A 25374-nucleotide genomic window follows, 5' to 3' on the forward strand; every position below is an offset into this window, starting at 1 on the left:
AGCGGCTTTGTAGGTAGAGGAATATAAAGCTAGATTACTGTTCTGGTACTATAAATGCTTACTGTATGATTACTGTCAATACTGATCCCGTTTACCCCGCAATCGCGTAAAGGCCTGTAAAGGTGTGGTTGCCCCCACGGCCATCTGAATGGTCCTGACTTCGCAGCGCAAAAAGGGATTTGTCGCCTTTTCAAGGCCAATCGTACTGGGAATCGTGGCTTGCCCTTGGGCGCGATCGCGACAAACTTGGGCATAGCGCTCTTGCAGGGTAGGGTTATCCGCTTCGACGGTCAGGGCAAAGCTAAGGTTCTTTTGGGTATATTCGTGGGCGCACCAGACCCGCGTCTCCTCCGGTAGCTGCCGCAGTTGATTCAATGAGTCCAACATCTGGGCTGGGGTTCCCTCAAAAAGACGCCCACAACCGCCGCCAAAAAGCGTATCACCGCAAAATAGATCGCCCGTTGTCGGCGCATAGTAGGCAATGTGACCGCGGGTATGGCCGGGAACAAAGAGGACGTCAAAATAAGTTTGGCCAAAGGGAACGCGATCGCCCGCCTTCAGGAAGACGGTTTGCTCTGGAATGCGGCCTTGATCTTGGCGGCTGCCGTAGACTGCGATATCCGGGAAGCGCGATCGCAGGGCACGATTGGCACCCACATGATCCCAATGGTGGTGGGTATTGAAAATTGCCCTTAGTGTTGCCCCCAATTCCGCTAATTTGGCAAGGACGGGTTCTGGCTCTGCTGGATCCACCACTGCCGCTGTCCCCGTTTGCGGATCATAGAGCAAAAAAATGTAATTATCCGTAAGGGCATTGAGGCGATAAATCACCATGGCCGTTGTTCCTGCACCCAGCGTCGCCAATTCTTCTGTGCCGCTACCTCATCCATTTTGGCCTCTGCCAAGAAGCGATAAAGAGACTCTTTGGGCATCCATAGAAATAAAAAATAAAGGGGAGCGATCGATTCCATCCCGCAACTAGACGATTTGCCATCTCCCACCATTGTACCGCCATAACTCTGGTACCCCCAAAGCTGCATACAGGCGGTTCTTATCATTCAACATCAGTGTGGGTATCAGTGTGGGTCATGTCCACCGCAATGACCCAATCGGGGGGTGGAGGAATACTCAGATCAATCCTGCAGCCAACCATCCGTGGTTGAGGGTGGATCTAACAGTCATTATCTGGCTCTGCGATCGCCACAGGGTTGTTGAGCGCAGCGATCGCAGCCGCAGCCCTGTTTTCCCAACCAGAATGCGCCAAAATAGACCAATGAACTCACTGGCAAACCCATGGGTGGGGCTTCAAGGGTGCCACGCCCTGCTGCTAAGGGAGGCCCTAGAGGCTAACAGGCCGTTTGCCCGTGGTGGCGGTTAGGGTTGTCGTTGGGCCAGATCAAAAATCTGCTCTATTATCTGATTATCTAAAACTCTCTATGGCTTTGGTATCAGCTTCCTGCCCGTAGCACACAAATCAATCAGTTCACAGCTTTCGCACTGGGGTTGACGGGCTTGGCAAACTGCACGGCCATGGTAAATCAAGCGAATTGACCAGTTTTCCCAATCGGGCTGGGGGATCAGACGCATTAAGTCCCGCTCAATTTTCACAGGATCGGTTTCTTGGGTAAGCCCCAGCCGCCGGCTCAAGCGCTTGACATGGGTATCCACGGTGACTCCGCCTAAAATGCCATAACCGTGGGCAAGAACCACATTGGCCGTTTTACGAGCGACTCCCGGCAGGGAAAGCAAATCTTCCATTACCTTGGGCACTTGACCCCCATAGACCTCGACAATGCGGCGACAGGCACCTTGAATATGGCGAGCTTTGTTGCGATAGAAACCAGTGGACTTGATGTATTGTTCCAACTCTGCCAGGTCGGCTGCTGCAAAGTCTTTGGCATGGCGATAGCGGGCAAACAGTGCCGGCGTGACTTGATTCACCCGCTCATCGGTGCACTGGGCAGAGAGAATCGTGGCCACCAACAGTTGCAGCGGATTTTCAAAGTTGAGGCTACAGGTAGCATCGGGATAGAGGCGCTTAAGGCGGGTGAGAATTTCCAGTGCCCGTTGTTGCTTGGCGCAGAGGCGACGGGTAATAGCCATAGGTAAACTTAGTAAACTTAAAAGAGTTGCTGCACCCAGCCCAAGCCTGTGAGGTTTACGGTGTCCCGCACAATCAGGAACATTCCCAATCCAAGGAGTAGAACCAGCCCTGTTTGCATCACCCCCTCTTGGATGCGATTAGGTAAGGGACGACCCCGCAGCGCTTCTACTACTAGGAAGAGCAGTTGACCCCCATCTAGGGCTGGAAAGGGCAGAATGTTGATAATCGCAAGGTTAATACTGATCAAAGCGGTAAAGGTAAAGAGCTGTTCAGCGTTTGAGCGGGCAATATCTGCCCCCATTGCAACGATCGCCACCGGCCCAGAGACCTGTTGAGCCGCTTGATCAAAATGCTGGAAAAGTTCCCGAAAGCCATCTAGGGTTAGGACAATCACCCGCTGAAACTCCGCCGCCGCTGCCGTGATTAATTTAAGCGGGTTTAAGGTGTGTTCACGGTGAATGTCCGCATGGGGCGCCAGTTGAACGCCAATCCGAGCTTGACCCTCCTCACTGACCTCGGGGGTGACGGTAATCTCTTGGATGTGCCCTTGACGTTGAATCGTCAGTGTCAGGGGTTGCTGCGGATGCTGCTGAATAGCTCGCATTAGGTTTGGCAAGCTATTGGCATCGGCACCCAAGGGTTGGCCATCCACAGCTAAAACTAAGTCCCCCGGCTGAATGCCCGCTTTGGTGGCCACAAGGCTACTTTCAGGAACAAGGGCAGGAATGAGCACACCCTCGTGGTACGTGGCTTGACTAATGCCCATGACCCCCACCTGCACCAGCAGTAGCAAATAGGCAAAGACCAAATTGGCAATCACCCCGGCGCTGATGACAATGGCGCGATCCAAAATCGGACGATTGCTTAGGAGATTGGGATCGTTGGCGGGAACGCCGCTATTGGGGTCATCGTCTGGAAAACCCACGTAGCCCCCCAAAGGAATCAGGCGCAGGGCGTACTCAGTCTCTTTGCCCTGAAATTTCCAGAGGAGAGGGCCAAAACCAATGGAAAAGCGGTTGACATGAATGCCTTGGCTGCGGGCAGCGATGAAGTGCCCCCACTCATGGACAAAAATCAAGATTCCCAAGATGGCGATCGCCACCACGACTGCAACCATGGACATAGATTCAACCCAGTGCTACGCTGCGAACTGTTAACTTTCTCTTATTGTGGCACCGAACTTCCCCCTGGATCGGTGATCTCTCCCCAGACCCCTGCATATTTTCCCAAACTTGTGCGATATATTGCAAAAATGCAACAAAGTGGGATGATAAGTAATTATTCTTAGTGGATACTCCTCGGAGAGACCCATACAAACGCGCTATTTGAGACTTCGACGTTAAAGGGAATTTTCTACAATGTCTTTATTTGATTGGTTTGCAAATCGCCGTAAAGAAACCGCGTTGACACCCATGCAGCCAGAGCGAGAGATCGCCGACGGTCTCTGGACAAAGTGCGAAGCCTGTGGCGTCATGATCTACAGCAAGGATCTGCATAGCCATCAACTGGTGTGTCCAGAGTGTGGCCATCACCATCGCGTCAGCAGCAGTGAGCGTATCCAGCAACTGATTGATCCCCACACATGGCGCCCCCTAGATGAAAATTTGGTCAGTTGTGACCCCCTGCAATTTAAGGATCGCAAGCCCTATAGCGATCGCCTGCGGGAATATCAGGAGAAAACAGGGCTTAAGGATGCCGTACAAACTGGCCTGGGCCAACTCGAAGGTCTGCCGGTTGCCTTGGGGGTGATGGACTTTGCCTTCATGGGCGGTAGTATGGGCAGCGTCGTTGGTGAAAAAATCACTCGCCTAATTGAGCGAGCCACTTGGGAGCATATTCCCTTGGTGATTGTCTGTGCTTCTGGGGGGGCGCGCATGCAAGAAGGAATGCTCAGCTTGATGCAAATGGCCAAAACTGCTGCTGCCCTTGAGCGTCATCGCAGTGCTGGTTTGCTTTATATCCCCGTCTTGACCCATCCCACTGCTGGGGGCGTGACCGCTAGCTTCGCGATGTTGGGGGATATTATTATTGCCGAGCCGAAGGCAACAATTGCCTTTGCCGGACGGCGGGTCATTGAGCAAACGCTGCGGGAAAAACTCCCCGACGACTTCCAAACCGCCGAATTTGTCCAGAAATGTGGCTTTGTTGATGTGATTGTGCCGCGCACCCAACTGAAGTCAACCTTGGCCCGGTTAATCCGTTTGCATCAACCCGTGGCAAGTCGCGTGTCCTCAACCGTATTGCCAAAATCATTCCCCTTGATGGCAATGGCTGAAGAATCGTCATAAAAAACAGCAGCAAGACGCAGAAAAAGCCTGTCCTAGGGCGATGGTTATACAATAGGGGATACCCCTCGCAAGGGGTAATCGTCGCTGTGCTGTCTTTGCTGGCTCACTGCTCTAATGCCTACCGCTCAAACTGATCAAAACCTCAAACTTTGGTGGGGTGTGCTTTATCCTGCCTATCCTGATCACCCTATTTTGGCTGCCCCCAACCGCACTTCTGAGGGAACTGTGTTTGAGCAAGATACCCGTCCCCCTAGTGCTGCTGCGTTTTTTGATCCACAGCAGCGCTACCAACGCTGGGATTACCGCTACGCCTGTGATTTGCCCCAACTAGTGCAAGATCTACGGCCTGAGGAACCAACGCTCTTAGAAACCCTCCGCGAAACGGCTCAGGACTGGGCACAGGGGCTAAATATTCTGGACCCTGGTGTGGTCATTCCCCATTTGCAAGCTCAATACCCTGACCTCAGTGCGGTGGCGATCGCCTACCTTGCCCTACACCTTGTCTATCCCGAAACCATTCCAGCCATTCACGATGCGTGGCTAGATACCGTTTCCCCAAGCAACTTACCGGTCAACTACTGCCATGGCCTTATTCTCGACTACAATCACACTGCGCGCCCTCTGCAAGATGTTTGGCAAGACGACAACATTGCCGATGAGCAGATTTTCCAGTACCTAGAGGACATGGTTGACCTCTGGAAAACTTTAGAACCGTGGCATTGCCATTATTCCTTGCTGACAGTCAGAAACTTAGCCGTCAACCCAGACGATCAATTGTGGCTGCATCAACTGGACTTCACTTTGCCCTTAGGGGAAACTTTTGAGCGACCCACGCCGCCCCCTAGCCTCGTTAGCATCTGGCAAGAGTTATTTGCCCATGCCTCTAGTCGCCGCCAAGCCCTTTTCATGCCCCTGTTGGTCTCTTTGAGTACGGCTCCGCTGGAGAAAATCTCAGAAATTCAGATGTTGCTTGACTCCCTTGCCTCCACCTTGCGCAGTGAACCCGTGTCTGAGGCGGAGACAGGCGAAAGTACGGTCGATCTAATAGAGAAACTGCCAGACATCACCCTCTCACCAGAATCAGCAGAAGAGGATCACACCGCTATTGAGGATGCACCAACTGCCCTCCTACCACGACAACTGGTTCAAGTGGACGTTGCTGCCCACACTGATCCTGGGCGCGATCGCCACCACAACGAGGATTTCTATCTCATCAATCATCGGCAGCAGATGCGCATAACCCCCAACGGTCAACAACTAGAGGTTCAAGGGGTTTATGTTCTCTGTGATGGCATGGGCGGTCACGCCGAAGGAGAAGTCGCTAGCTCCTTAGCCACTAAAACCGTTCATGAATACTTCGAGCAGACTTGGCCGTGGCAGGGAGAACTTCCGAGTGCCGACGAGGTACGCAACGCCATTTACCGTGCCAACGAGGTCATTTTTGCCACCAATGATCAAAAAGCAAAAACGGGCAGTGGTCGCATGGGTACAACACTTGTCATGGCCCTGCTTCATAATTACCATCTCCGCCTTGGTCATGTCGGCGACAGTCGTATCTACCGCTTCACCAAACGCCAAGGACTGCAACAACTAACCACAGATCACGAAGTCGGTCAACGTCTGATTCAACAGGGAGTTGAGCCCGAAATTGCCTATGGCCGGCCCGACGCCTATCAACTCACCCAAGCCCTAGGGCCACGCAATAATGAAGCTATTACTCCTGAGATCATAGACTTAGAGATCTTGGAAGACACCCTAATTCTGCTTTGTTCGGATGGCCTCTCGGATAATCGCTGCCTTGAAACTCACATTATCAGTCATTTGCTACCTATGCTGGACTTCAGTCTGCCGCTCCAGCAGTCCCTTCATCAACTCATCAATCTGGGGAATCAAGTGAATGGTCATGATAACCTGAGCGCGATCGCTATCCGCTTCAAATTGCGCTCCGTTCTCAGCACTCTATTTTAGACTTCTTCTTTAGACTTCTTCCGCAGGGCAGACCTTACTCGGTGATACAGTCGCCCATCAATACCCCAGGCTTGTAGTGCCAAGCAGCCTCACAGGCCAACTACCTATCAAGTCACCCCACATCGTATCCAAAACCAATTTGGGCAGCTTAGTTTTCACCATCTCTTTTGTAACATTGTATCCAGTATAAATATTAGTTTTTTCTAGGAGAAATGCTCTATGGCCTTCCGGGTCTTGGTACGGGTATGGTTCCTTACCTTTATCGGTCTTGTGGGCGTGGTTGCCGCTATTACTGCCGCTCAAAACAACAGCAGTGCTACAGCCCTCCTCAAAAAGATGGAAACACCGGAGGGTTACTGTGACAATCATGAAGGTCAAGGCGCGATTTTCTGTCGCCACAGCGGAGACCGAATCTACGCACAAATTCTTATTACTCCTGGCCCTTATCCTGGACCTTCTTCTCCTGGATCATCTCCTGAACCTTCTTCTAGTGGTGCCGGAAAGAGTTTATTGAATCCCATTAGCCCGGTACCACCTCCTTTAGTGCAACCGCCAGTCGGTGCACCACCGGTTTTGTTTCTGCCCACGATTACCTCTTCACTGGCAAATAATAATTTCAGTCAGGTCATCAGCCTTCTAGAGCAGAAAAATACTCAAAGCTTTTTGGCTTACTTTGGGCGTCCTTTAGATGTTCCTGAGTTATCCAGCAAGAAAATTCAAGCAATTCTACAAGAGCAGGCCCTGCAAACGGGGAAAAAACCAGCTGTCATCTATGTCCTCAGCCGTCCGAATCAGACGGATTTACTGGCCATTACACCACAAGGAGATCCCCTTTACCGAGCAGTGGGGGGTGTGGGCCAAGATCGCCTCCTCAAAATGGCGGAAACCTTTACTAATTTGGTGCGGGATCCCCGCTTAGTCAATACCCGCGCCTATTTGCCTGCAGCTCAGCAGTTGTACCAGTGGCTCATTGCCCCCCTGCGGGCAGGCCTGGAAGCCCAACAGATTGATACTTTGGTGTTCATTCCTGACGACGGTTTGCGAGGGATACCGCTGGCGGCACTCCATGACGGCCAAAACTTTTTGGTAGAGCGCTTTAGCGTCGGCTTGGTTCCCAGTATGAGCCTCACGGACACTCGCTATGTGAATATCAAAGAAGCCCGCATCTTGGCCATGGGAGCGTCTGACTTCCCCGACCAATCCCCCTTACCGGCAGTGCCTGTAGAATTACAGCAAGTGGCTCAGGATCTAGGGGGGGGAGCAGTCTTCCTGAATGAGGCCTTTACCCTTGCCAATTTTAAGAAACAGCACCGTCAGGGCACCTATGGCGTGATTCACTTAGCAACCCATGGCGAATTTCGACCAGGAGCTCCCCAAAACTCCTACATTGCGTTTCGGGACAGTCGGCTCAATTTAATTCAGTTGCGAAACCTACGCCTCTATCGTCCGCCAATAGAGCTGCTCACTCTCAGTGCCTGTCGCACAGCAGTGGGTGATTTGGATGCCGAATTGGGGTTTGCAGGTTTGGCGGTGCAAGCGGGCGTGAAGTCGGCGGTGGCCAGCCTGTGGTATGTGAGTGATGAGGGCACATTGGCTTTGATGACCCGGTTCTATAAGCATTTAAATACGGCACCAATAAAAGCAGAGGCTCTGCGCCAAGCCCAACTGGAGATGTTGCGAGGCGAGGTAACCGTCAAGGGCAACCAACTGCAGACACCCCAGGGAGAGATTCCACTGCCGCCAGAGGTTGCCAAAGGGCGGGGCGATCGCCCCCTGAGTCATCCCTATTACTGGGCAGCTTTTACCATGATTGGCAATCCCTGGTAAGAGCCCCCTAGCGTTCAGGGCGGGCTGTAGCGAAAATTTCTTCTAAAATCTCGGACGCACCCTGTTCACGAAGTTTTAAGGCCAAGCGGGTGCCCAGTTCTTCTGCCGTGGCCACATCTGCTGTGAGACTGTCTTTGACAAGGCGTTGGCCATCTAGACTTGCCACTAGGCCTGTTAAGGTCAGTTGACCATTTTCAATCACTGTGTGAACGCCAATGGGAACTTGGCAGCCCCCCTCTAATTGCCGCAGGAAGGCTCGCTCCGCTAGGCAACGGGCTGCTGTCTCCGGATGTTCAAGGGTTTTCACCAAAGCCAAAATGTCGGCATCCGCGGCGCGGCATTCAATACCCAAAGCGCCCTGACCGACAGCATAGAGGGATACCGTTGCTGGCAAAACTTGGCTGATGCGATCGCCAAACCCCAAACGCCGCAGACCAGCTACCGCCAAAATCAGGGCATCGTATTCCCCAGCATCCAATTTGGCGAGGCGGGTATTTAGGTTGCCCCGTACATCCTTGAAGGTGAGATGGGGATAGTAGTGGCGCAGTTGGGCCAAGCGTCGCAATGACGAGGTACCAATGACTGTACCTTCGGGGAGAGTATCAATGGTGTGTCCTGTCCATTTCGCACCTAAAACGAGGGCATCCGCGGGGTCTTCCCGTTCGGTAATCGCGCCCAAAACCAAGCCGTCAGGCAACTTAGTGGGTAAATCCTTCAGGGAATGGACAGCCAAATCAGTTTCGCCCCGCAGCATTGAGAGTTCTAGCTCTTTGGTAAACAGCCCCTTATCGCCAATTTTGGCAAGGGCAACATCCAGGATATTGTCCCCTTGGGTCGTCATTGTCACCACCTCAAAGGGGCGATCGCGATGGTGGGTTTGCAGTTGCGCCTGTACCCATTCCGTTTGCACAAGAGCGAGTTGACTTTTGCGGGAACCAATGCGAACCGGACGGGATGAGGTGGCAATCATAGCGTTGAGCGTGCAGCGGACAGCATCCAGCCATTATAAGTCGCGTGGATCCCAAGGGGCAAGATCAGTGATTTTAGGGATGGGTACAAGCGGCAATAATTCCTGCTGCCCCGCCAGAGACCACTTGAATGGGTACCCCTAGAGCCTCCTCCACAGTGGCTAAAGGCACATCATCGAGAAAAACGGGGGCATCGTGCTTGAGCATGAGACTGGGCAGGAGGAGGCGATCGCCCAGGGGTTTGCCCTTCAGGTGATAAATCAAATCATGGCCGGTCAGTAGCCCTGTCACTGACATCCGCTGTCCCCAATAGTCACTGGCCAAGGCATAAAGATCAAGGCGCAAGTTCTCAATCTGATTGAGGCGTGCCACCAACGGTTCAAAAGCCTGTTCCACCGTATTGCCGACCACCCAACTGAGATGCCGCGACTGTGGTAGGCGTTGAGGGAGCTGTTGGGCGTGAAGGTCAAACTCTTCTAGGAACAGGCGAATGGTGCCCACTCCATTACTGAGTTGTGGATAGTCCTGATAGTGGGCTGCTGGCGGTAACGGCCACCCAGCAATCAAGAACCATTCATCCGCCAGCCAAGCAAAGGGGGTTTGCCACTGCCGTTCAAATTGCTGCTGCAAAGCCTGTACCCGTTGAATCACTGCTTGGGCATGGTCGGAGGTGACGGGGGTGAGTTCATCCTCAGCAGGGCGAAAGCGGGTCAGCCCTACGGGCACTACAGCCACTGAGAGGACTGTTGGGCAATCAGGATCATAGAACTGGGCTAAATCTCGCAGTGTTTGCTCTAGGCACTCGCCATCATTAATACCTGGACAAACAACAACTTGAGCATGGAGTTGTAGCCGCTGTTCCTGAAACCAGCGGATCTGTTGCAGAATCTCTCCAGCGCGGGGATTTTTCAGTAGGCGTTGGCGGACACTGGGCACTGTAGCATGAACAGAAATGTAAAGGGGGGAAAGGCGCAAGCGGGCAATGCGCTGCCACTCTGAGGGGAGGAGGTTTGTGAGGGTAATATAACTGCCATAGAGAAAACTTAGGCGGTAGTCGTCGTCCTTAATATAGAGGCTTTCCCGTTTGCCGGGCGGTTGTTGATCAATAAAACAAAAGGGGCAGCGATTGTTGCACTGCATTAGACCATCAAAGAGGGCAGTGGTAAATTCTAGGCCTAAATCTTCGTCAATATCTTTTTCGATTTCGAGAATGTAGGTTTGGCCGTCTTTGCCCAGCACTTCAAGAGTGAGGTATTCATCGGCACAGAGAAAGCGGTAGTCAATTAGATCGCGGGGGCGATCGCCATTAATGGCCACCAAAGCATCACCGGGTTCAAATCCCAACTCCGCGGCAATGGAGCCAGGCTTCACAGCAGCTACAAGAGCCGGTCGAAGGGCGCGATCGCTCATCGTTCAGAGGTGTTCACAGGTCTTCAAAGGTCGGGCAAAATTCTCTGTTACAGGTGGAGTCACCTCCCATCTTTTAATGTACCCTAGGTCGCTTCGCCCCTCGGGATTCTCAAAGCAGCGCTAGGATTGATATAGTGGTGTTCGATGTTCTAAATATTTCTCAATATTGACGAGGAAAATAATGGGGTCATTGGCAATTGGCTTTACCGTCGGTGCAGGTAACTTCCTCCCCTTTTATGGGGTGTTGCTGCTGGGTTTAATTGCTGCCGTGAGCATTGGCCTCATTGCATGGTACAACTCAAAGCGTCCCCCGGGTTGGGAAAATGCCGATCGCCCCAGTTTTATTCCTAACTTGAATCTCGAAGAGCCTGCACCCACCCTTAACCCTGATGAGACCACAGATTCGTGAAGCTATTTCGGATTCTCCTGGAAGCCGCCTGGCCGACGATTGTGGCAGCAGCGATCGCCGGACTTCTCAACGGTGGCAGCACGGCTGCGCTCATTGCCCTCATTAATGCCGCTTTGCAGAAAACCCCTGCCCTCCAACGTCTCTTGCCTGGGGGCTTTATTCTCCTCGGCACACTACTGCTGTTGACCCACTTTACCTCCCAAGTACTGCTGGTGCGGGCTGCCCAACAGGCAGTTTATGAAATGCGCCTCCTCCTCAGTCGGCAGATTCTCGCTTCACCCCTACGCCAGTTAGAAGCCATTGGTAATCCCCAGCTGCTTGCAACGCTGACAGAGGACGTGGATGCTGTCTCCCGTTCCTTTTCCGTGTTGCCCAATCTTTTTAATGCCATTGCCATTGTGATTGGCTGTCTTATTTACATGGGTTGGTTGTCGCCGCCCCTCTTTTTTGCCCTTGTCGCCTTAATTGCCATTGGTACTGGCAGCTACTTATTTCTAGCGGGCAGAGCACAAAAATTCCTAGAGCGAGCACGGCAGCAACAGGATCACCTTTTTCACCACTTTCGGACACTCACGGAGGGCAACAAAGAACTCAAGCTGAATCGACAACGGCGACTCGCCTTCTTCTATGGGGAATTGACACCCACAGCTCAAAAAACACGGCAGCAAAATGAACTAGGGTACATGGTGTTTGCCATTGCTGCCAGTTGGGGGCAGCTGCTGTTGTTTGTGACAATTGGCTTCTTTCTCTTTACACTGCCCCATTTGCTGGGAGCCACACCCACGGTTCTCTCAGGCTATGTTCTCACAATTATCTACCTCATGCTGCCGATGCAACAGGTGATTGATGCCATTCCAGTGTTTAGTCGTGCCAGGGTTGCCCTCAAGAAAGTGGAATCCCTGCAACTCAGCCTTGGGGATCTGCGCCAAGATATTAATAATAGGGGTGAGCTTCCTCCCTTTGGTTGGAAAACCCTCTCTCTCCTGCAGATTTGCCATCAGTACCGCGGTAGCCACAAGGATGAACCCGCAGCCTTTACCCTTGGCCCCTTAAGTTTGACCATTGAGGCCGGGGAACTGGTCTTTATTGTCGGTGGTAATGGCAGCGGCAAATCCACCCTCGCCAAAATTATTACCGGACTCTACATGCCCGATCAAGGGGAAATTTGGGTGGATGATCACTGTTTGCAGCCTGAGGACTACGAATGGTATCGGCAACACTTTGCTGCTGTCTTTAGTGATTTTTACCTCTTTGACTCGCTGTTGGGAATTGAATCTCCAGAACGCCTAGCCGTCATCCCACATTACCTTGAAAAACTGCGCCTCAGTCACAAAGTTCGCCTAGAAGGCAACCGCTTTTCAACGACTTCTCTCTCGCAAGGGGAGCGCAAGCGTTTGGCGTTGTTGATGGCCTATCTCGACGATCGCCCGGCCTACCTCTTTGATGAATGGGCAGCGGATCAAGACCCGGTGTTTCGGGATATTTTCTACCGCCAGCTGCTCCCAGAACTAAAAGCCCAGGGCAAAACAGTCTTTGTGATTAGCCATGACGATCGCTATTTCGATATCGCCGATCGCCTGATTAAACTGGACTATGGCCAACTGGTGGTGGCCTCTCACCCCTAGGTAAACTGCTGGCTCAGCATCAGCGGATTATGCACCGTGATTTTCTTTTTGTGAATTGAGATCATGTTTTGATCTCGCAGTTCCCCGAGCAGACGGGTTACCGTTACCCGCGTCGAACCAATGGCCTCGGCGATCGCCTGATGGGAAAGCTTTAAATCCACCATTACCCCAGCACTGGTGGGTACGCCAAAGTCACGGCAAAGAATCAGCAAAAAGCTCACCAAGCGCGATCCCATATCGCGGTGGGCAAGGGTTTCAATCATCATCTCCGTTTGCAAAATCCGCGATGACAGCCCCTGAATCATAAACATGGGTAGTTCTGGATCCTGCTTCATGGCTTTTTCCACCTGCTCGATGGGAACGGCCAATAGCTCCACATTCGTAAATGCCACCGCATGGTAAAAGCGATCGGAGCGGGTGCCTGTAATGAGGGACAAGACTCCAAATACCGTATTTTCCCGCAGCAGTGCCACTGTGATTTCTTCGCCCCCTTCATACACCCGTGAGAGCTTGACCGCCCCCTTCAGTAGAAAATAGACTTTTTCAGCTGGATCCCCCGGAAAGAAAATGGTTTTTCCGCGTTCGTAGGTTTCAGTTGTGGAGGGAAACAGGCCACTGGCCATGTGGCGAAAGACTGGTGCTAAGGGTTCGTCTTTGTTCATGAGTCGTGTGTCAATCCAAGGTGGTTGAATGGGTGGTGTAGCGATCGCATAGGGTGCTGTCGGCATTGATATTCCCCCAACAATGCAACTCTCTCAACACCAGCCAATCTCGCTCTGGGTGTAGAGTTCAGCATTGACAGATCAGTAAAACCAATTCAGGGGCATTTTTTTGTATCATGCCACACTTTTTTTCGAGAGAATTAAGGGCGGACGCAAAAGGAAGTAACCCAATACTCCTACAAAGGGGACAAGGCTCCACCACCGCCACGGTGAGTTTTCTAGGCCTCGCCGTTGCCAGTCATCCACCAGCAGCACGGGCAAGAGTAACGACAGTAGGCAAAAGTCAAGGGTCATCACATGAATAAAGCGGCTGCTGTGCCACTGCTGCCAAAAGTCTCGCCAGTCGCCGGCAAGTAAGCCATAGCTCAGAAAGATGACCGCCACTAGAAAAATCCCAATTCCAGTGATCCGCGATTCCCAAAGACGTACACCCCTATTGAGTTCTCCTGTGAAGAGGGGTGCAGGCTGTCGCAGGATCAAATAGGGCAACAGGGCAAAGGCACCCACGGCAAAACTGAAAGCAGCAAATGGCCACGCGGGAAATCGCTGCCCTTGACCATCCACGACGAGTAATGCGGTATAAATCAGTGGCCACACACCCATCAAATTAAAGAGACTGACAATGAGGGGGTTAATGCCCTGCCAGTCTCCAGTAGCTAGCCGTTGAATGAGTGTCAGCGTTTGCGGTTGATCGGGGGGCGCAAAACCAAAACTATAGACAATCAGCCCCACCCAGAGAACGGCCAAGAAAAGCCGTAGGACTCGGTATGAGTTGGCAAGGGGGCTGTGAATGGCTGTTTCTTCGATGGTCATTGAGGGCTAGCAGCTAGGCTAGTTTGCGTAACTCCTGCTTTTTGCAGTTGCTTGGTAAATTGGGGAAGGACTGGCTGACACTGCCGAACAAAAGCAGCCAACCAATTGTCTAAATGCTCAATTTGTTCTCTATCGAGGTAAATATCACGGCTGGATTGGTACGACCGATAAACGACCCGGCCCTCATTGGTCACCGTAAAGTCAGCAAACCAACTGCTGTAGGGACGAGTGCCTCGCCAATAGTTGGCCACAATCATCTTGCCAAGGTATTTCTGGGCAATATCGCCAATTTTGTTAAAGTGTTCGAGAACTTCTGCTAGGGTGAGGACTTTAGCTGCTGGCTCTTCCACGCTGCCAGGCTGAGGTAGGGTAATATCGCTGAGGTCTTCTTGAGGTTGCCTCGCCAGACCCATCAAAGCAAAGAGCTTCTGCTCCAGATTGGCGAGGTAGCTATTGTAGGTTTGGCCACTGCGGCTGAGGGTTTGGTGCATCCGCACAATCAGATCAATTTCCGCCAACTTAGTTGCGGCTAAGGATTCTAAGCGCGATAACTCCTCGGTAAAGGCCTCGCTGTCGCTCCCACTCACCTTTAGGCCAAGGGATTCAGCACGCTCTGCAAGCAGACGGCGAATGTAGTAGCGGGTCATGGGTGTGAGCGGCATACTCCTAAACCTCAAATGCAGTGAAAGCAGAAACAGGGAGAGTGTAAACTTTTGTAAATTAATCTAGCACGTTGCTTCCTCATGTTGCAGAGTAGGAATTTTGTTATATGAGTAAATTACCGGAGTAGTAAGAATTTACTCCAGGCAAACTGCTGTTCATTCCTCTCACCTATTCACTAATGTAGATGATAGGAGCTGCTTCCTTCTCAGTGGTTTCACGGAAATTTATAGCATATTGACAAATTTTAATAAAACCAAAATCGGCTAGGATTAGCAGGTCTTGACACCGGTGAGCCCCCTAGTGAGCTGCACCTCCAGTTGTTCAACCGATTTTTCACTTGACGTGCTCTGCAATCTCCATCATGATGGAAGGAGTGGTTGGCTGTTTTGCTTGTTCAATATAGGCTATTGACAAAGCACTTTTCTTGAGGTCTAATTCAGAAAGCATTCACAGCTACCTCTGCCCTAGTGGAGTAGCCTGCATGGCTTAGCTCAATCTAGGGCGTGTCAATGTGTTCGAGAGTTTTATGACATCTGTTTCTTTGTTGCCTTCGCGCCCCCTGCGTCCCAATTGGGGGGTGATTTTTTTATGGGTATTGTCCATTTGGGAGCGTTGCTGGCCTTGGTGCCTGGGACGTTTTCATGGTCGGCAGTGCTCCTCTGTTTTGTCCTCTACTGGGTCTCTGGTGGTTTGGGGATTACTTTGGGATGGCATCGTCTTGTCACTCATCGTAGTTTCCAATGTCCGAAATGGCTGGAATACTTTTTTGTTTTTTGCGGTACTTTGGCCTGTGAGGGTGGCATCACTGAATGGGTCGGCCTCCACCGCAATCATCACCTCCACTCCGATCAAGAACTGGATCAGCACAATTCCCAAAAGGGCTTTTGGTGGTCCCACATGGGTTGGATGCTCCAAGAAGTGCCCGCTAAGGCAGCGGTGGAACGCCTTACCAAGGACATTAACACTGACCCTGTCTATCGCTTTTTGAATCGGTATTTTCTCCTTATTCAAGTGGCTTTAGGGGTGTTGTTATATCTCTGGGGTGGACTGCCCTTTGTGGTCTGGGGCATCTTTGTCCGCCTGGTGCTGGTGTATCACCTAACTTGGTTTGTCAATAGTGCGACCCACAGGTTTGGCTACCGCACCTTTGAATCGGGCGATCGCTCCACAAATTGTTGGTGGGTTGCCCTCTTGACGTTTGGTGAAGGCTGGCACAACAACCACCACGCCTATCCCCATTCGGCACGCCACGGTCTGCAATGGTGGGAATTTGATATCACGTGGATCACAATTCGAGCACTGCAAGTAATGGGTCTGGCCCAAAAGGTGCGGCTTGTGGAAGCCCCCAGGAATCAGTAAAAGCCCTTAAAAGGGGTTCTGGGGTTCCGCCTCTTGCCAAATACGGATCAATTCTCTTGCTTCCGAGTAGAGGGGATGGGTGGGGGGGATGAGTTCGGCGGTGGCGATCGCCTGGCGGTTGTCCCGCCCCACCCAATAGCGTGCCTGCTCTAGGATGTTGTTGCCCCACTCCACGATCAACTGGTTGGCGGTGGCATAGACACTGGAGTTGGGGGAAATTTTTTGGGCAATAGCAATGGCAGCGGCAAGGTCGCGATCGCGACCTCCTTGGGCACGGCGCTGGGCTTCATTCAGGCGAGCCATCTCCGGATCAAGCTGCCAGCTCACTGCTTCAGTTGGAACGGGGGGGAAGAGTTCTTTGAGGCGATTTTGAGCCGTTTCATAGAGGGCACGCTGGGGACGAATTTGCTCCAGCAGTTGGCGAGCTTGCAACAGAGCTTCAGGGGTACCTTGGCGGGCAAGAATATTGGCTCGGTCAATCAGGGGTTGATCCTCAGCAATCTCGATTTGACGTTGCCACAGCCGTCGCTGATCGCGGATTTGGTCTTGGCGATAGGGACTCGCGTCTGCCAAAGGGATGTTGAGTCTGTTGATCGCAAGGTAAAGGCGGTCCACCGTACCACCACGGGCAATGGTTTGGGCTGCTGCTAAGGTTTGTAACACCTTCAGATCGGTTTGCCAGCGCCGAATGGCCTGTTGAGCGTCAAAGTAGAGGGGGCGTTCTGCGGTAATCGTCCGGGCTTGGGCGATCGCCCGATCAATATCTTCCCCCATGCCTGCTTGGGCAAATTCTTCTGCTGCTGCTAACTTCACCACATCCTCGGCGGCGCGGGCACTCCTGACGTCTTGGGGAATCAAGCCAGCAATTCGCCGCGCTTCTTGGGGTTCGTAGCGATTCAAGGTAGCGATCGCCAATTCTAACAATCGCTCACCCAATTCATTGAGCAATCGCCGCGCACCGGGGTAAATGTCACTGGTAGTGGGAATTCGCCGCACAATTGCAATCGCAGCGGCCAAGTTATCGGCTCCCCCCTGCGCCATGAGGGCACGTGCTTCATCCAATTGCCGATCTTCCCGTTGGGCACGGATAATCCGCTGATTAAAGGCACCAAACTGCTCCTGGGCCCAGTAACGACAGTCAACAAATTGCAACTGGAGCGAGATTTGAAAGGCTTCCCGCCATTGCAGGTTTTTCAAGGCTGCTTCAGCACGGCGGTAGATTTCTTCTCCTTTTTGCCAAATTTCCTGCCAGCGCTGAATACGTTCTTCCACCTTGGCATAGGCTGCGACCTCCCGGGGAATCCGCCGCGCAAAGCCGATCGCCCGATTTAATTGCCCTTCATGAAAGGCTACCTCTGCTAAGGCCAACACCTGATCAGACCACACCTCTAAGCGGCGATTAATCTCAGGGGCAAGGGGATGATCACGGGGCAAGTCGTCAATGAGATCAATGGCATGGAGCAAATCCTCAAGGGTGTGTCGCTCTGCCGCCTGTTGGGCGCAGTAGAGGCGAAAGGAGGCCGATGCCAGAGGCCAAAGGACAAAATCACAATTGCCGGGGGTGGTGGGTTGCCGCAGCAGCAGCCCCAGGGAGAGCCCCGAAATACCCACGGAAGTTAGCAGGGAGAGGCCAGCCGCCACTTGCCAGTGCTGCAACCAAGGCAAGTAGCGGCGCCACTGGTTGTTAACATGGGCGCCGAGACGGTTGAGTTGGCGCGATCGCCTACCAAAGCGCTTGAAGATCGCAATCCCTGCAGTTGGTTTAGTTTGATCCCGCACCGTCTCCCACTCCCCAACACTCCCAATTGGCATCCCTAACTCTGAGCACAATGCCCAGTGACAGCCCTTTTCTGAAACCGGGATTAAGGAACGGTGTTGTCTGACACTTGCTTTCGCAGTGTTGAGTGGGTTCCATCCTTGGGAAAAAGGCTGTCTCTAGGGAATGGCCAAACTTCTCAAAATTATCCTAATCAACTTAGATATTTAGGGCGAGAGCTAGACCAAAGACAAACTCAACAAACTAACTGTTCGTCGTTTCACTAGAGGTCGTTGCTTCGCTAGGGGCGGGCGCTTGGGAGGCCGCATTGCCTCGGTTGAGGGCTTCCTGCAACTTCGCTTCATCCTCCTTTGACAGGGAGGTGCGCAGGACTTTACCGCCAAAGGGAGCAATTTCCTCGAGTACTTTGTCAGGTGTGGCTTGACGGACCAATGTAAAGATGGCCGAGCTACCAGGGGCAATGGTTTGTCCCAACTCCTTGATGAAATTATCATCAATGCCAATATCGGTAAATTTGCCGGAAATCGCTCCCGCCACAAGACCCGCAGCCCAGCCCAAGAGCGGATTGAAGAACAAAAGACCAATTAATAGTCCCCAAAAGCCACCGCCAAGGGCACCCTGGAGGGTTAAATCCTGAGTCTGGGTGATTTTAACCTTGCCATCTTTAGTGCGCACGACAACCGCAGCGTCCTCAAGGTCAATGAGATGCTCACGCTGGAGTTTTAGTAACTGGATTAATACTTCGTTCGCCTTGTACTCATCATCAAATGCAATGACCACTAAGGTACTCATAACTTTAGGTCTCCCTACAAATGTGGCTCATAGAACCGCTCCTACCATAGCATTGTCATTAGCAGGTTGGGATTGCGGTATTGTAGCTAAGGGACAAGGCTAGGTCTTTGACAGCCCCTTTCACGCTAAGAGAGCGAGATCATGAGCACGCCACAAACCTACACTGTGACTATTCATGTGCGCCCCCTCAAGTCAGGGGATCCACCCACACGCACCTACACAATTACTGTTCCGGGCGATCGCTATATCCTGCAACACGCTGAGAGCCAAGGCCTTGAGTTGCCCTTTTCCTGTCGCAACGGTGCCTGTACCACCTGTGCTGTGCGTATTCTCTCTGGCCATGTCTATCAACCCGAAGCCATGGGACTCTCACCAGCCCTGCAAGCCCGCGGCTATGCTCTTTTGTGTGTGAGCTATGCCCGCTCTGACCTTGAGGTGGAAACCCAAGATGAGGATGAGGTCTATGAGCTGCAATTTGGCCGCTACTTTGGCAAAGGACGAGTCCAGTTGGGGCTGCCCCTCGATGAGGATTAAGCAGCTATGTTAGCCGTGAGTTGCCCGCTGCCCGAGAGTGAGCGACAGCGTTACTTAGAAATTGCCACGGAGGCGGCCTTAGCAGGGGGTGCTGTCCTTCAGCACTACTGGGGCAAATTAAGTGAAATTGAGGAAAAAGGCCGCTCTGGTGACCTGGTCACGGTGGCCGATCGCCAGTCAGAAGCAGCAGTACTGGATGTGATTCGTCGCCATTGTCCAGATCATGCGGTGTTGGCGGAGGAATCAGGTCTTTCGGGACTCAAGAACAATCCATTCCTGTGGGCAATTGATCCGCTGGATGGCACGACCAACTATGCCCATCAATACCCCTTTAGTGCCGTGTCGGTGGCTCTCTTAGTGGAGGGGGAACCCCACATTGGTGTCGTCTATGATCCCTTTCATCGAGAATTGTTTCGCGCTGCAACAGGCCTCGGTGCCACCCGCGATCGCCAGCCCATTCACGTTTCCAGTACCGCAGAACTGAGTCACAGTCTTTTGGTTACCGGTTTTGCCTACGATCGCCGTGAAACGGCGGACAATAACTACGCTGAGTTTTGCTACCTGACCCATCTGACCCAAGGGGTACGGCGGGGCGGAGCAGCAGCCATAGACTTGGCCTACATTGCCTGTGGTCGCCTCGATGGTTATTGGGAACGGGGCCTCTCTCCTTGGGACTTAGCTGCTGGTGTAGTTCTTGTCCGTGAAGCTGGGGGCATCGTTACTGCCTACGATCAATCTCCTTTTCAACTGACATCGGGGCGGATTTTAGCCACCAATGGTCATCTCCACGCTGCCCTAAGCGAGGCTCTACTGCGGGTGAAACCCTTGGGCTTTTCATTTCTCCCAGAAGGACATTAACCTAGGTCTTCTAGGGAAATCGCGTCAGGCAGACAGGTCCGCACCTGTAGGGGTTGATAAAAATCTGTTTGTTGGAGATCCACCTTCGACTGGGCAGCGAGGAACAGCAGCGCCCAAAAGACACCCACGGAATCGGGCTTGCGCTGCAATAACTCCTGGAAGTCTAGCCATGTACCTTCGGGGGCCATTTCCCTGAGAAGGCTTTCCACTTCCCTAGCCATCTCCGTGAGGTTTTCTTGGTGAGCCAGTTGGGTAATGGCCTTGAGGGTGGTGGGACGGCGACGCTGCCGGCGTTGATGAGGCCGCAGCCCCTTTGGGCGATCGCTCTGAATGGCCAGGGTTTTCAGGTGGCCAATTAATTCTTCAAGGGTGAGGCGGCGCCATTGTTGGGGGGGCGCCACGGGGCGACGATGCAAATGCTGCTCTAGGGCATGGGGCAAAACCGCAAAGGACTGGTTTTCCCCAATCTCTGGCGGCTCCTCGCCTTCTGCTGCCGCTGGTGAAGGTTCAGTAACGGCCACTAGGCGATCGCTCTTGAGGAGCACCAGCATCGCTGCATACAAAAAGGCTTGCCCCGATTCACTGAGATTGGGTTCCCCCCGCCGTGCCAACTCCGCCAAACAGCGATCGCAGACATCAACAACTTGAATATCCCAGGGGTCAATTTCTCCCCGCTCCGCTAACTCAATCAAAATGTCAATGGCAGTATCGGCAAAAGATTGACTCATGACGGGCTGCCCCTCGTTGTTGTCTCTTGTAACCTCCTCCCGACGCTGAGCCGACGGCTAGAGGGCGGGACTGATAGCTCCCCAAAGCGCTCATTATTTAAAAACTCTCAGCAATGGGAATTGTAAAGTGAAACTTACTACCGCGATCGCGCCCCGCCGACTCCGCCCAAATTTGCCCCCCCAAATTGGTAATAATCTGGCGACAGATTGCTAGACCCAACCCTGTACCACCCGCCGAGCGCCGCAGTGCCCCCTCCTCCTGATAAAAGCGATCAAAAATCGTTTCCAAGCGATCGGGTTCAATACCGCGCCCTGTATCGGCTATGGTCACTTCTAATAACCCGTCAGGACGGGGCTTTGCTGCAATGGAGACCTGCCCCGACTGCTCTGTAAACTTGCAGGCATTGTCCAGTAACTTCGAGAGCACCTCCACCAACCACTCACCATCGGCTCGCACCAGGGGCAGTTCCTCGGGCAAGATGGCCTGAATTGTCGGGAGTTGATCTTTGGGGGTGCGCAAACTACTGAGGGCCAAATCCACCAGTTCCTGGAGGGACAGCGGTTCCGGTCGCCACTGCACCCGGCCACTTTCCAACTGGGAGAGGGTGAGGAAGTCCTGAATCAGTTTCCGCATGCGCTCAGCATCGGCGAGGGCGGTACTCAGCATCACCTGCCGCAGTTCTGGATCCATATCAGGTTCGCTGGCTAGGCTTTCGAGGCAGACTTGAATGGTCGAAAGGGGTGTGCGCAGTTCATGACCTGTAATTGCAATTAGATTGCTGCGGGTACGATCTAATGCCTCCAATTGCGCATTGAGTTCTTCCAAATCGGCGTAGGCCTCTGCCTGAATCAGGGCAACCCCCACCTGGGTGGCGATCGCCTCCACTAATTCTGCGTCCATATCGTGCCACGGCAGCGCTTGGCCTCGGTGGAGTTCGACAATGCCCAAAAGTCGCCCCCGATAAAGAACAGGCGCCAGTAGGAGGGCTTTGACGCCGGCGGCATCGAGGGGCTTGAAACGGGTGGCCTCATAGTGGGGATCAGCGGCCACATCATCCACCTGAATCACCTGCTGATGCACCAGTGCCTGCTGCGTGTAGGGGTGCTCACTCACAGGCCAATACTGGTACTGCAAGGGGGGGAGGGCACCGCTAGTGTACTCGTGCTCGATGGGCACCCGCGTATCGGTACTGCGGCAACGATAAATTAGGCAGCGATCGCTCTTGAGGGCTTCCCCCAGCTCCGCCACGGTGCGAGTAAGAATTTCCGTGGGATTGAGGGAGTTGCGAATTGCCGTGGTAATCGCATTGGTGAGGCGTTCTTTGCGCTCTTGAATGGCAATTTGGCGGTAGGCCTTAATTTGCTTGTACTGGCCTGCCTGGAGATAGGTAACGAGGCGATCGACAAAGGGGGCAGGATCACGATTGCACCCCTCTAATTGGCGATAGGTTTCAACCAATACTAGACCTTCCCTGAGTTTCTCCTTGAGTTCAGGGCGGTATTCACGAATACGGTTGAGGAGGATTTCAGCCGTTGTTGCCGCCACCTGCCGATCAAACGTCCAAATGCCCTCAAAACGACGTGCTGCATCCATCGGCGGCAACACATCTAAGCGATGGGTGGGCGATCGCTGGACTTCACGGCAGACCAAGCAAGTGCTGTAATTTTTGCCCAAGACGGTCAAATGCCATTCTTGACTGAGGGTATCGCCAGGATCAAAGGCAACGGTTTCGTAGTCCCCAGAGCAGCTTGTAAACTCGGTTTCGGGGGCAGCCAAAACATAGACATGGTGGGACTTTGTGGCAATACGCTGGTAGCGATGGGCTTCTTGGCGATAAAAGCGTTCCCGCTGAAAGCAGGCAATAATGATCGGCGCATCCTCACTGGCCAAGACCTGATCCTCCATTGCGTGGGAAAGCGCCGTCAGCGATGTCTTGAAATACAGTTGCAATCGCAAGTGAGGCAACCGCGCCAACAACTCCTCAAGAACAGATGTGGCAATGATCCTGTTGGCCATGGAAGGGTGTGAATAGGAAGATGCCCTACGGTACCATTATCGGCAAATCCGCACCACCGAACCTATTGAAATTCAGTTCGAGCGGCTGGACCTGATTCAACCAACGGCTGAATTGCTGGAACCTCCAGCTTTTAACTTTTGTTAAGAATTTTATTGATTAGCAGGGCTTATGTGTAGTTTTCTATACTATATTTAAGCAAACCCAAAAAGATCCGCTCCTCTAGCACTGGGGATCAACAAAATCCTCATAATTGCGATGGTTGCTTACGTTGTAACCAAAAGTGCTCCGTGGAAACACCCATGGCAAGAGGAGAGGGCTGTAGTAAGTTGGGTTTCAGAGAATCAGGTAAAAAAGCTGTGACTGCCCCTATTTCTGCTGTCCCTAGTACTGGCCATTGTCGTTACGATCCTGAGGCGATCGCCCGCTACTACTGGCGACACCCTTGGCAAGTAATCTGGCGGTTCGTTCACATTTCGGTATCTTTTTTAACATTTTGGCTGCTGTTGCAGTGGGACAAGTGGCTGGGTCAACAGGAAAGTCAGCGTCCCCGGCGGGCAATGCAACTGCGCAAACTCCTGATCCGTTTAGGCCCAACCTTCATCAAAGTCGGTCAAGCCCTCTCCACTCGCCCCGATTTGATTTGTCCCGACTACCTCGACGAACTTACGCTTCTTCAGGACAAACTGCCCCCCTTTCCCAACGAGGTTGCCATTGCCATTATTGAGCGGGATCTGCACTTAAACTTGGGGGATATTTTTGCCGAATTCTCACCCCAGCCTGTGGCCGCCGCCAGTCTTGGCCAAGTCTATCGAGCCAAACTCCACAGTGGCGAGGAAGTGGCTGTCAAGGTGCAGCGCCCCAATCTCTTGCCCGTGATTACTCGCGATCTCTTTTTGATCCGCCTTTTGGTGCAGTGGGTCAAGCCCTGGCTACCCATTAACCTCTGCTACGACCTCCGGGACATTGTGGATGAATTTGGCTGCAAGCTCTACGAGGAAATTGACTACCTCAATGAAGGGCGCAATGCCGAGAAATTTGCCAACAACTTCCGCGACGATCCCACGGTTAAGGTTCCCAAAATCTATTGGGAATACACCACTAAACACGTGCTCACGCTGGAGTGGATCCACGGCATTAAACTCACCCGCACCGATTGCATGGTGGCGGCGGGCGTCAATCCCGATGAGCTCATCCGTGTCGGTGTGATTTCTGGTCTGCGGCAACTCTTGGAATTTGGCTTTTTCCATGCAGATCCCCATCCAGGCAATCTTTTTGCGATGCCCGATGGTCGTATCGCCTACATTGACTTCGGCATGATGGATCAATTGGAGGAGAGCACTAAAGAATCCCTTGTGGATGCGGTGGTTCATTTGGTGAACAAGGACTACTCCGCCCTTGCCGCCGACTTTGTCAAGCTGGGCTTTCTTACTCCGGAAACGGATATGACGCCGATTATCCCTGCCCTGGAGTCGGTCTTTGAGGAGGTGATTGGCTCCAGTGTGCGGGAATTCAACTTCAAGGTGATCACCGATCGCTTCTCTGAGTTGATGTATGCCTATCCCTTCCGTGTTCCCGCCAAGTTTGCCCTGATCATTCGCTCCCTCGTGACCCAAGAGGGCATTGCCCTATGCCTCAATCCCAACTTTCGCATTGTCGATGTCAGCTATCCCTATGTGGCACGGCGTCTGCTCCAAGGAGAATCGCCCCAACTGCGGCGACGGTTATTGGATATCCTCTTCAAGGATGGTCGTCTCCAGTGGCAACGACTAGAAAACTTGATTGCAATCGCTCGGCAGGATCAGCACTTTAATCTCGCGCCAACGGCCACCTTGGGCTTGCAATATCTCTTTTCTGAGGAGGGGCAGTACCTGCGGCGGCAAATTGTGCTAGCGTTAACCGAAGATGACCGTCTCCACACCGAAGAGGTGCAGCGCCTTTGGAATTTGGTCAAGTCTGACCTACGTCCTCTCTTCTTTATTGATGTGGCATGGGAAGCCCTCAAGGCCTCTGTTTCCCACACGCTCGGTAAAGAAGAAGACAGCAATTCCTTGGTGGTGGCTCCCTAGGGGTGGGCAGCGGTTATCAACGTCCCTGAAGTCCAAGAAGGATTAGGTATCCCGTGTTTGATCCACCGATTGTCTTGCTGCTGGCCGGTATTTTTATGGGGTTGACCAGTGGCAAAGCCTTTGAGGCCACCCTCAAGCAGAGCGTCCAAGAATGGAACCGCAGTCGCTCCACTCGCGTTCTGAGTCAGTTGCGCGGTCCCCAGCTTCAGTTGCCCTACTTGGGGATTTCCATTGGCATCTGGCTCTTCCTGATGGCGGGATTGTGGACCTATGGTTTTGGCCTGGGGCTGAGTATGAGCATTGCCTTTGTGCTGACCATCGCCACCGCCCTTTTGGTGTGGTACCAATTGGGAAAAGTGCTGACCATTTTAAGTAGGGGTGGCTCCCGTGCCCTTGATCTCGATGCCCTTGAAGCCAAGGAATAGTTCTCTATAGTTCTCAAAGG

Annotated in this window: 21 protein-coding genes and 1 pseudogene; 10 read left to right on the plus strand and 12 right to left on the minus strand. The window is 52.8% G+C overall.

Annotated features, from left to right (window positions below; translation table 11 throughout):
- Window positions 1-75: 75 nt before the first annotated feature.
- The 3 genes from gloB to rseP form a co-directional block, all read right to left on the minus strand.
- On the minus strand, window positions 76-834 hold the full coding sequence (gloB, locus tag NK55_RS04950; protein ID WP_024124689.1) for a hydroxyacylglutathione hydrolase: 759 nt from the start codon (window positions 832-834) through the stop codon (window positions 76-78).
- Window positions 835-1434: 600 nt separating this feature from the next.
- Entirely contained in the window at window positions 1435-2103 is a 669-nt protein-coding gene (gene nth / locus NK55_RS04960; RefSeq protein WP_024124691.1) for an endonuclease III, read from the minus strand.
- A gap of 17 nt (window positions 2104-2120) precedes the next feature.
- Window positions 2121-3227 (minus strand): RIP metalloprotease RseP, encoded by a 1107-nt coding sequence (gene rseP / locus NK55_RS04965; protein ID WP_041429078.1) that lies wholly within the window; start codon window positions 3225-3227, stop codon window positions 2121-2123.
- 235 nt (window positions 3228-3462) lie between these two features.
- Between rseP and accD the strand changes: the two genes are divergently transcribed.
- The 3 genes from accD to NK55_RS04985 all read left to right on the plus strand — a co-directional run bounded on the left by accD (window position 3463) and on the right by NK55_RS04985 (window position 8187).
- Window positions 3463-4392 carry an acetyl-CoA carboxylase, carboxyltransferase subunit beta gene (accD, locus tag NK55_RS04970; RefSeq protein WP_024124693.1) on the plus strand — a complete coding sequence of 310 codons (930 nt, stop codon included), beginning with the start codon at window positions 3463-3465 and terminating at the stop codon, window positions 4390-4392.
- A gap of 114 nt (window positions 4393-4506) precedes the next feature.
- Entirely contained in the window at window positions 4507-6360 is a 1854-nt protein-coding gene (locus NK55_RS04975; protein ID WP_024124694.1) for a serine/threonine phosphatase, read from the plus strand.
- A gap of 219 nt (window positions 6361-6579) precedes the next feature.
- Window positions 6580-8187 (plus strand): CHAT domain-containing protein, encoded by a 1608-nt coding sequence (locus NK55_RS04985; protein WP_024124695.1) that lies wholly within the window; start codon window positions 6580-6582, stop codon window positions 8185-8187.
- Between the two features lie 7 nt (window positions 8188-8194).
- Here NK55_RS04985 and hemC read toward each other — a convergent pair whose 3' ends face one another.
- Window positions 8195-9157: a hydroxymethylbilane synthase gene (gene hemC, locus NK55_RS04990; protein ID WP_024124696.1), complete on the minus strand. Its 963-nt coding sequence runs from the start codon at window positions 9155-9157 to the stop codon at window positions 8195-8197.
- A 73-nt stretch (window positions 9158-9230) separates the two neighbouring features.
- Window positions 9231-10565, minus strand: coding sequence for a TIGR03279 family radical SAM protein (locus NK55_RS04995; protein ID WP_024124697.1), 1335 nt, complete (start codon window positions 10563-10565; stop codon window positions 9231-9233).
- Between the two features lie 181 nt (window positions 10566-10746).
- Between NK55_RS04995 and psb35 the strand changes: the two genes are divergently transcribed.
- On the plus strand, window positions 10747-10974 hold the full coding sequence (gene psb35 / locus NK55_RS05000; RefSeq protein ID WP_024124698.1) for a photosystem II assembly protein Psb35: 228 nt from the start codon (window positions 10747-10749) through the stop codon (window positions 10972-10974).
- Entirely contained in the window at window positions 10971-12599 is a 1629-nt protein-coding gene (locus NK55_RS05005) for a cyclic peptide export ABC transporter (protein WP_024124699.1), read from the plus strand. Before psb35 ends, NK55_RS05005 begins: the two co-directional genes overlap by 4 nt.
- On the opposite strand, the gene ntcA is transcribed toward NK55_RS05005, so the two are convergent.
- The 3 genes from ntcA to NK55_RS05020 all read right to left on the minus strand — a co-directional run bounded on the left by ntcA (window position 12596) and on the right by NK55_RS05020 (window position 14796).
- Window positions 12596-13261: a global nitrogen regulator NtcA gene (gene ntcA, locus NK55_RS05010; RefSeq protein ID WP_041429578.1), complete on the minus strand. Its 666-nt coding sequence runs from the start codon at window positions 13259-13261 to the stop codon at window positions 12596-12598. The two genes, NK55_RS05005 and ntcA, sit on opposite strands and share 4 nt — an antisense overlap.
- Before the next feature lie 174 nt (window positions 13262-13435).
- Window positions 13436-14134, minus strand: a complete 699-nt coding sequence (locus NK55_RS05015; RefSeq protein ID WP_024124701.1) for a hypothetical protein — start codon at window positions 14132-14134, stop codon at window positions 13436-13438.
- The gene (locus tag NK55_RS05020) at window positions 14131-14796 is read right to left on the minus strand and encodes a hypothetical protein (RefSeq protein ID WP_041429080.1); all 666 of its coding nucleotides are present in this window, start codon (window positions 14794-14796) and stop codon (window positions 14131-14133) included. The genes NK55_RS05015 and NK55_RS05020 overlap by 4 nt, the downstream gene beginning before the upstream one ends.
- A 527-nt stretch (window positions 14797-15323) precedes the next feature.
- Here NK55_RS05020 and NK55_RS05025 point away from each other — a divergent pair.
- Window positions 15324-16156 (plus strand): annotated as a pseudogene (locus NK55_RS05025) (acyl-CoA desaturase).
- 6 nt (window positions 16157-16162) lie between these two features.
- Here NK55_RS05025 and NK55_RS05030 read toward each other — a convergent pair.
- Complete coding sequence (locus NK55_RS05030; protein WP_024124704.1) at window positions 16163-17935, minus strand: hypothetical protein; 1773 nt, start codon at window positions 17933-17935, stop codon at window positions 16163-16165.
- 241 nt (window positions 17936-18176) lie between these two features.
- Entirely contained in the window at window positions 18177-18725 is a 549-nt protein-coding gene (locus tag NK55_RS05035) for a DUF1269 domain-containing protein (protein WP_024124705.1), read from the minus strand.
- A 141-nt stretch (window positions 18726-18866) separates the two neighbouring features.
- Here NK55_RS05035 and NK55_RS05040 point away from each other — a divergent pair, with 141 nt between their 5' ends.
- Together NK55_RS05040 and NK55_RS05045 are read left to right on the plus strand one after the other, a co-directional pair.
- Window positions 18867-19259: a 2Fe-2S iron-sulfur cluster-binding protein gene (locus tag NK55_RS05040; protein ID WP_024124706.1), complete on the plus strand. Its 393-nt coding sequence runs from the start codon at window positions 18867-18869 to the stop codon at window positions 19257-19259.
- A 6-nt stretch (window positions 19260-19265) separates the two neighbouring features.
- Window positions 19266-20117, plus strand: coding sequence for an inositol monophosphatase family protein (locus NK55_RS05045; RefSeq protein ID WP_024124707.1), 852 nt, complete (start codon window positions 19266-19268; stop codon window positions 20115-20117).
- Here NK55_RS05045 and NK55_RS05050 read toward each other — a convergent pair.
- Both NK55_RS05050 and NK55_RS05055 read right to left on the minus strand, forming a co-directional pair.
- Window positions 20114-20845, minus strand: coding sequence for a segregation/condensation protein A (locus NK55_RS05050; RefSeq protein ID WP_024124708.1), 732 nt, complete (start codon window positions 20843-20845; stop codon window positions 20114-20116). The genes NK55_RS05045 and NK55_RS05050 overlap by 4 nt on opposite strands.
- Window positions 20846-20942: 97 nt before the next feature.
- Window positions 20943-22862, minus strand: a complete 1920-nt coding sequence (locus NK55_RS05055; protein ID WP_024124709.1) for a DICT sensory domain-containing protein — start codon at window positions 22860-22862, stop codon at window positions 20943-20945.
- Between the two features lie 300 nt (window positions 22863-23162).
- Between NK55_RS05055 and NK55_RS05060 the strand changes: the two genes are divergently transcribed.
- Together NK55_RS05060 and NK55_RS05065 are read left to right on the plus strand one after the other, a co-directional pair.
- The gene (locus tag NK55_RS05060; RefSeq protein WP_081711765.1) at window positions 23163-24929 is read left to right on the plus strand and encodes an AarF/ABC1/UbiB kinase family protein; all 1767 of its coding nucleotides are present in this window, start codon (window positions 23163-23165) and stop codon (window positions 24927-24929) included.
- A 53-nt stretch (window positions 24930-24982) separates the two neighbouring features.
- On the plus strand, window positions 24983-25354 hold the full coding sequence (locus NK55_RS05065; protein ID WP_024124711.1) for a hypothetical protein: 372 nt from the start codon (window positions 24983-24985) through the stop codon (window positions 25352-25354).
- Window positions 25355-25374 lie beyond the last annotated feature (20 nt).

The sequence above is a fragment of the Thermosynechococcus sp. NK55a genome (assembly GCF_000505665.1).
Classification (GTDB): Bacteria; Cyanobacteriota; Cyanobacteriia; order Thermosynechococcales; family Thermosynechococcaceae; genus Thermosynechococcus.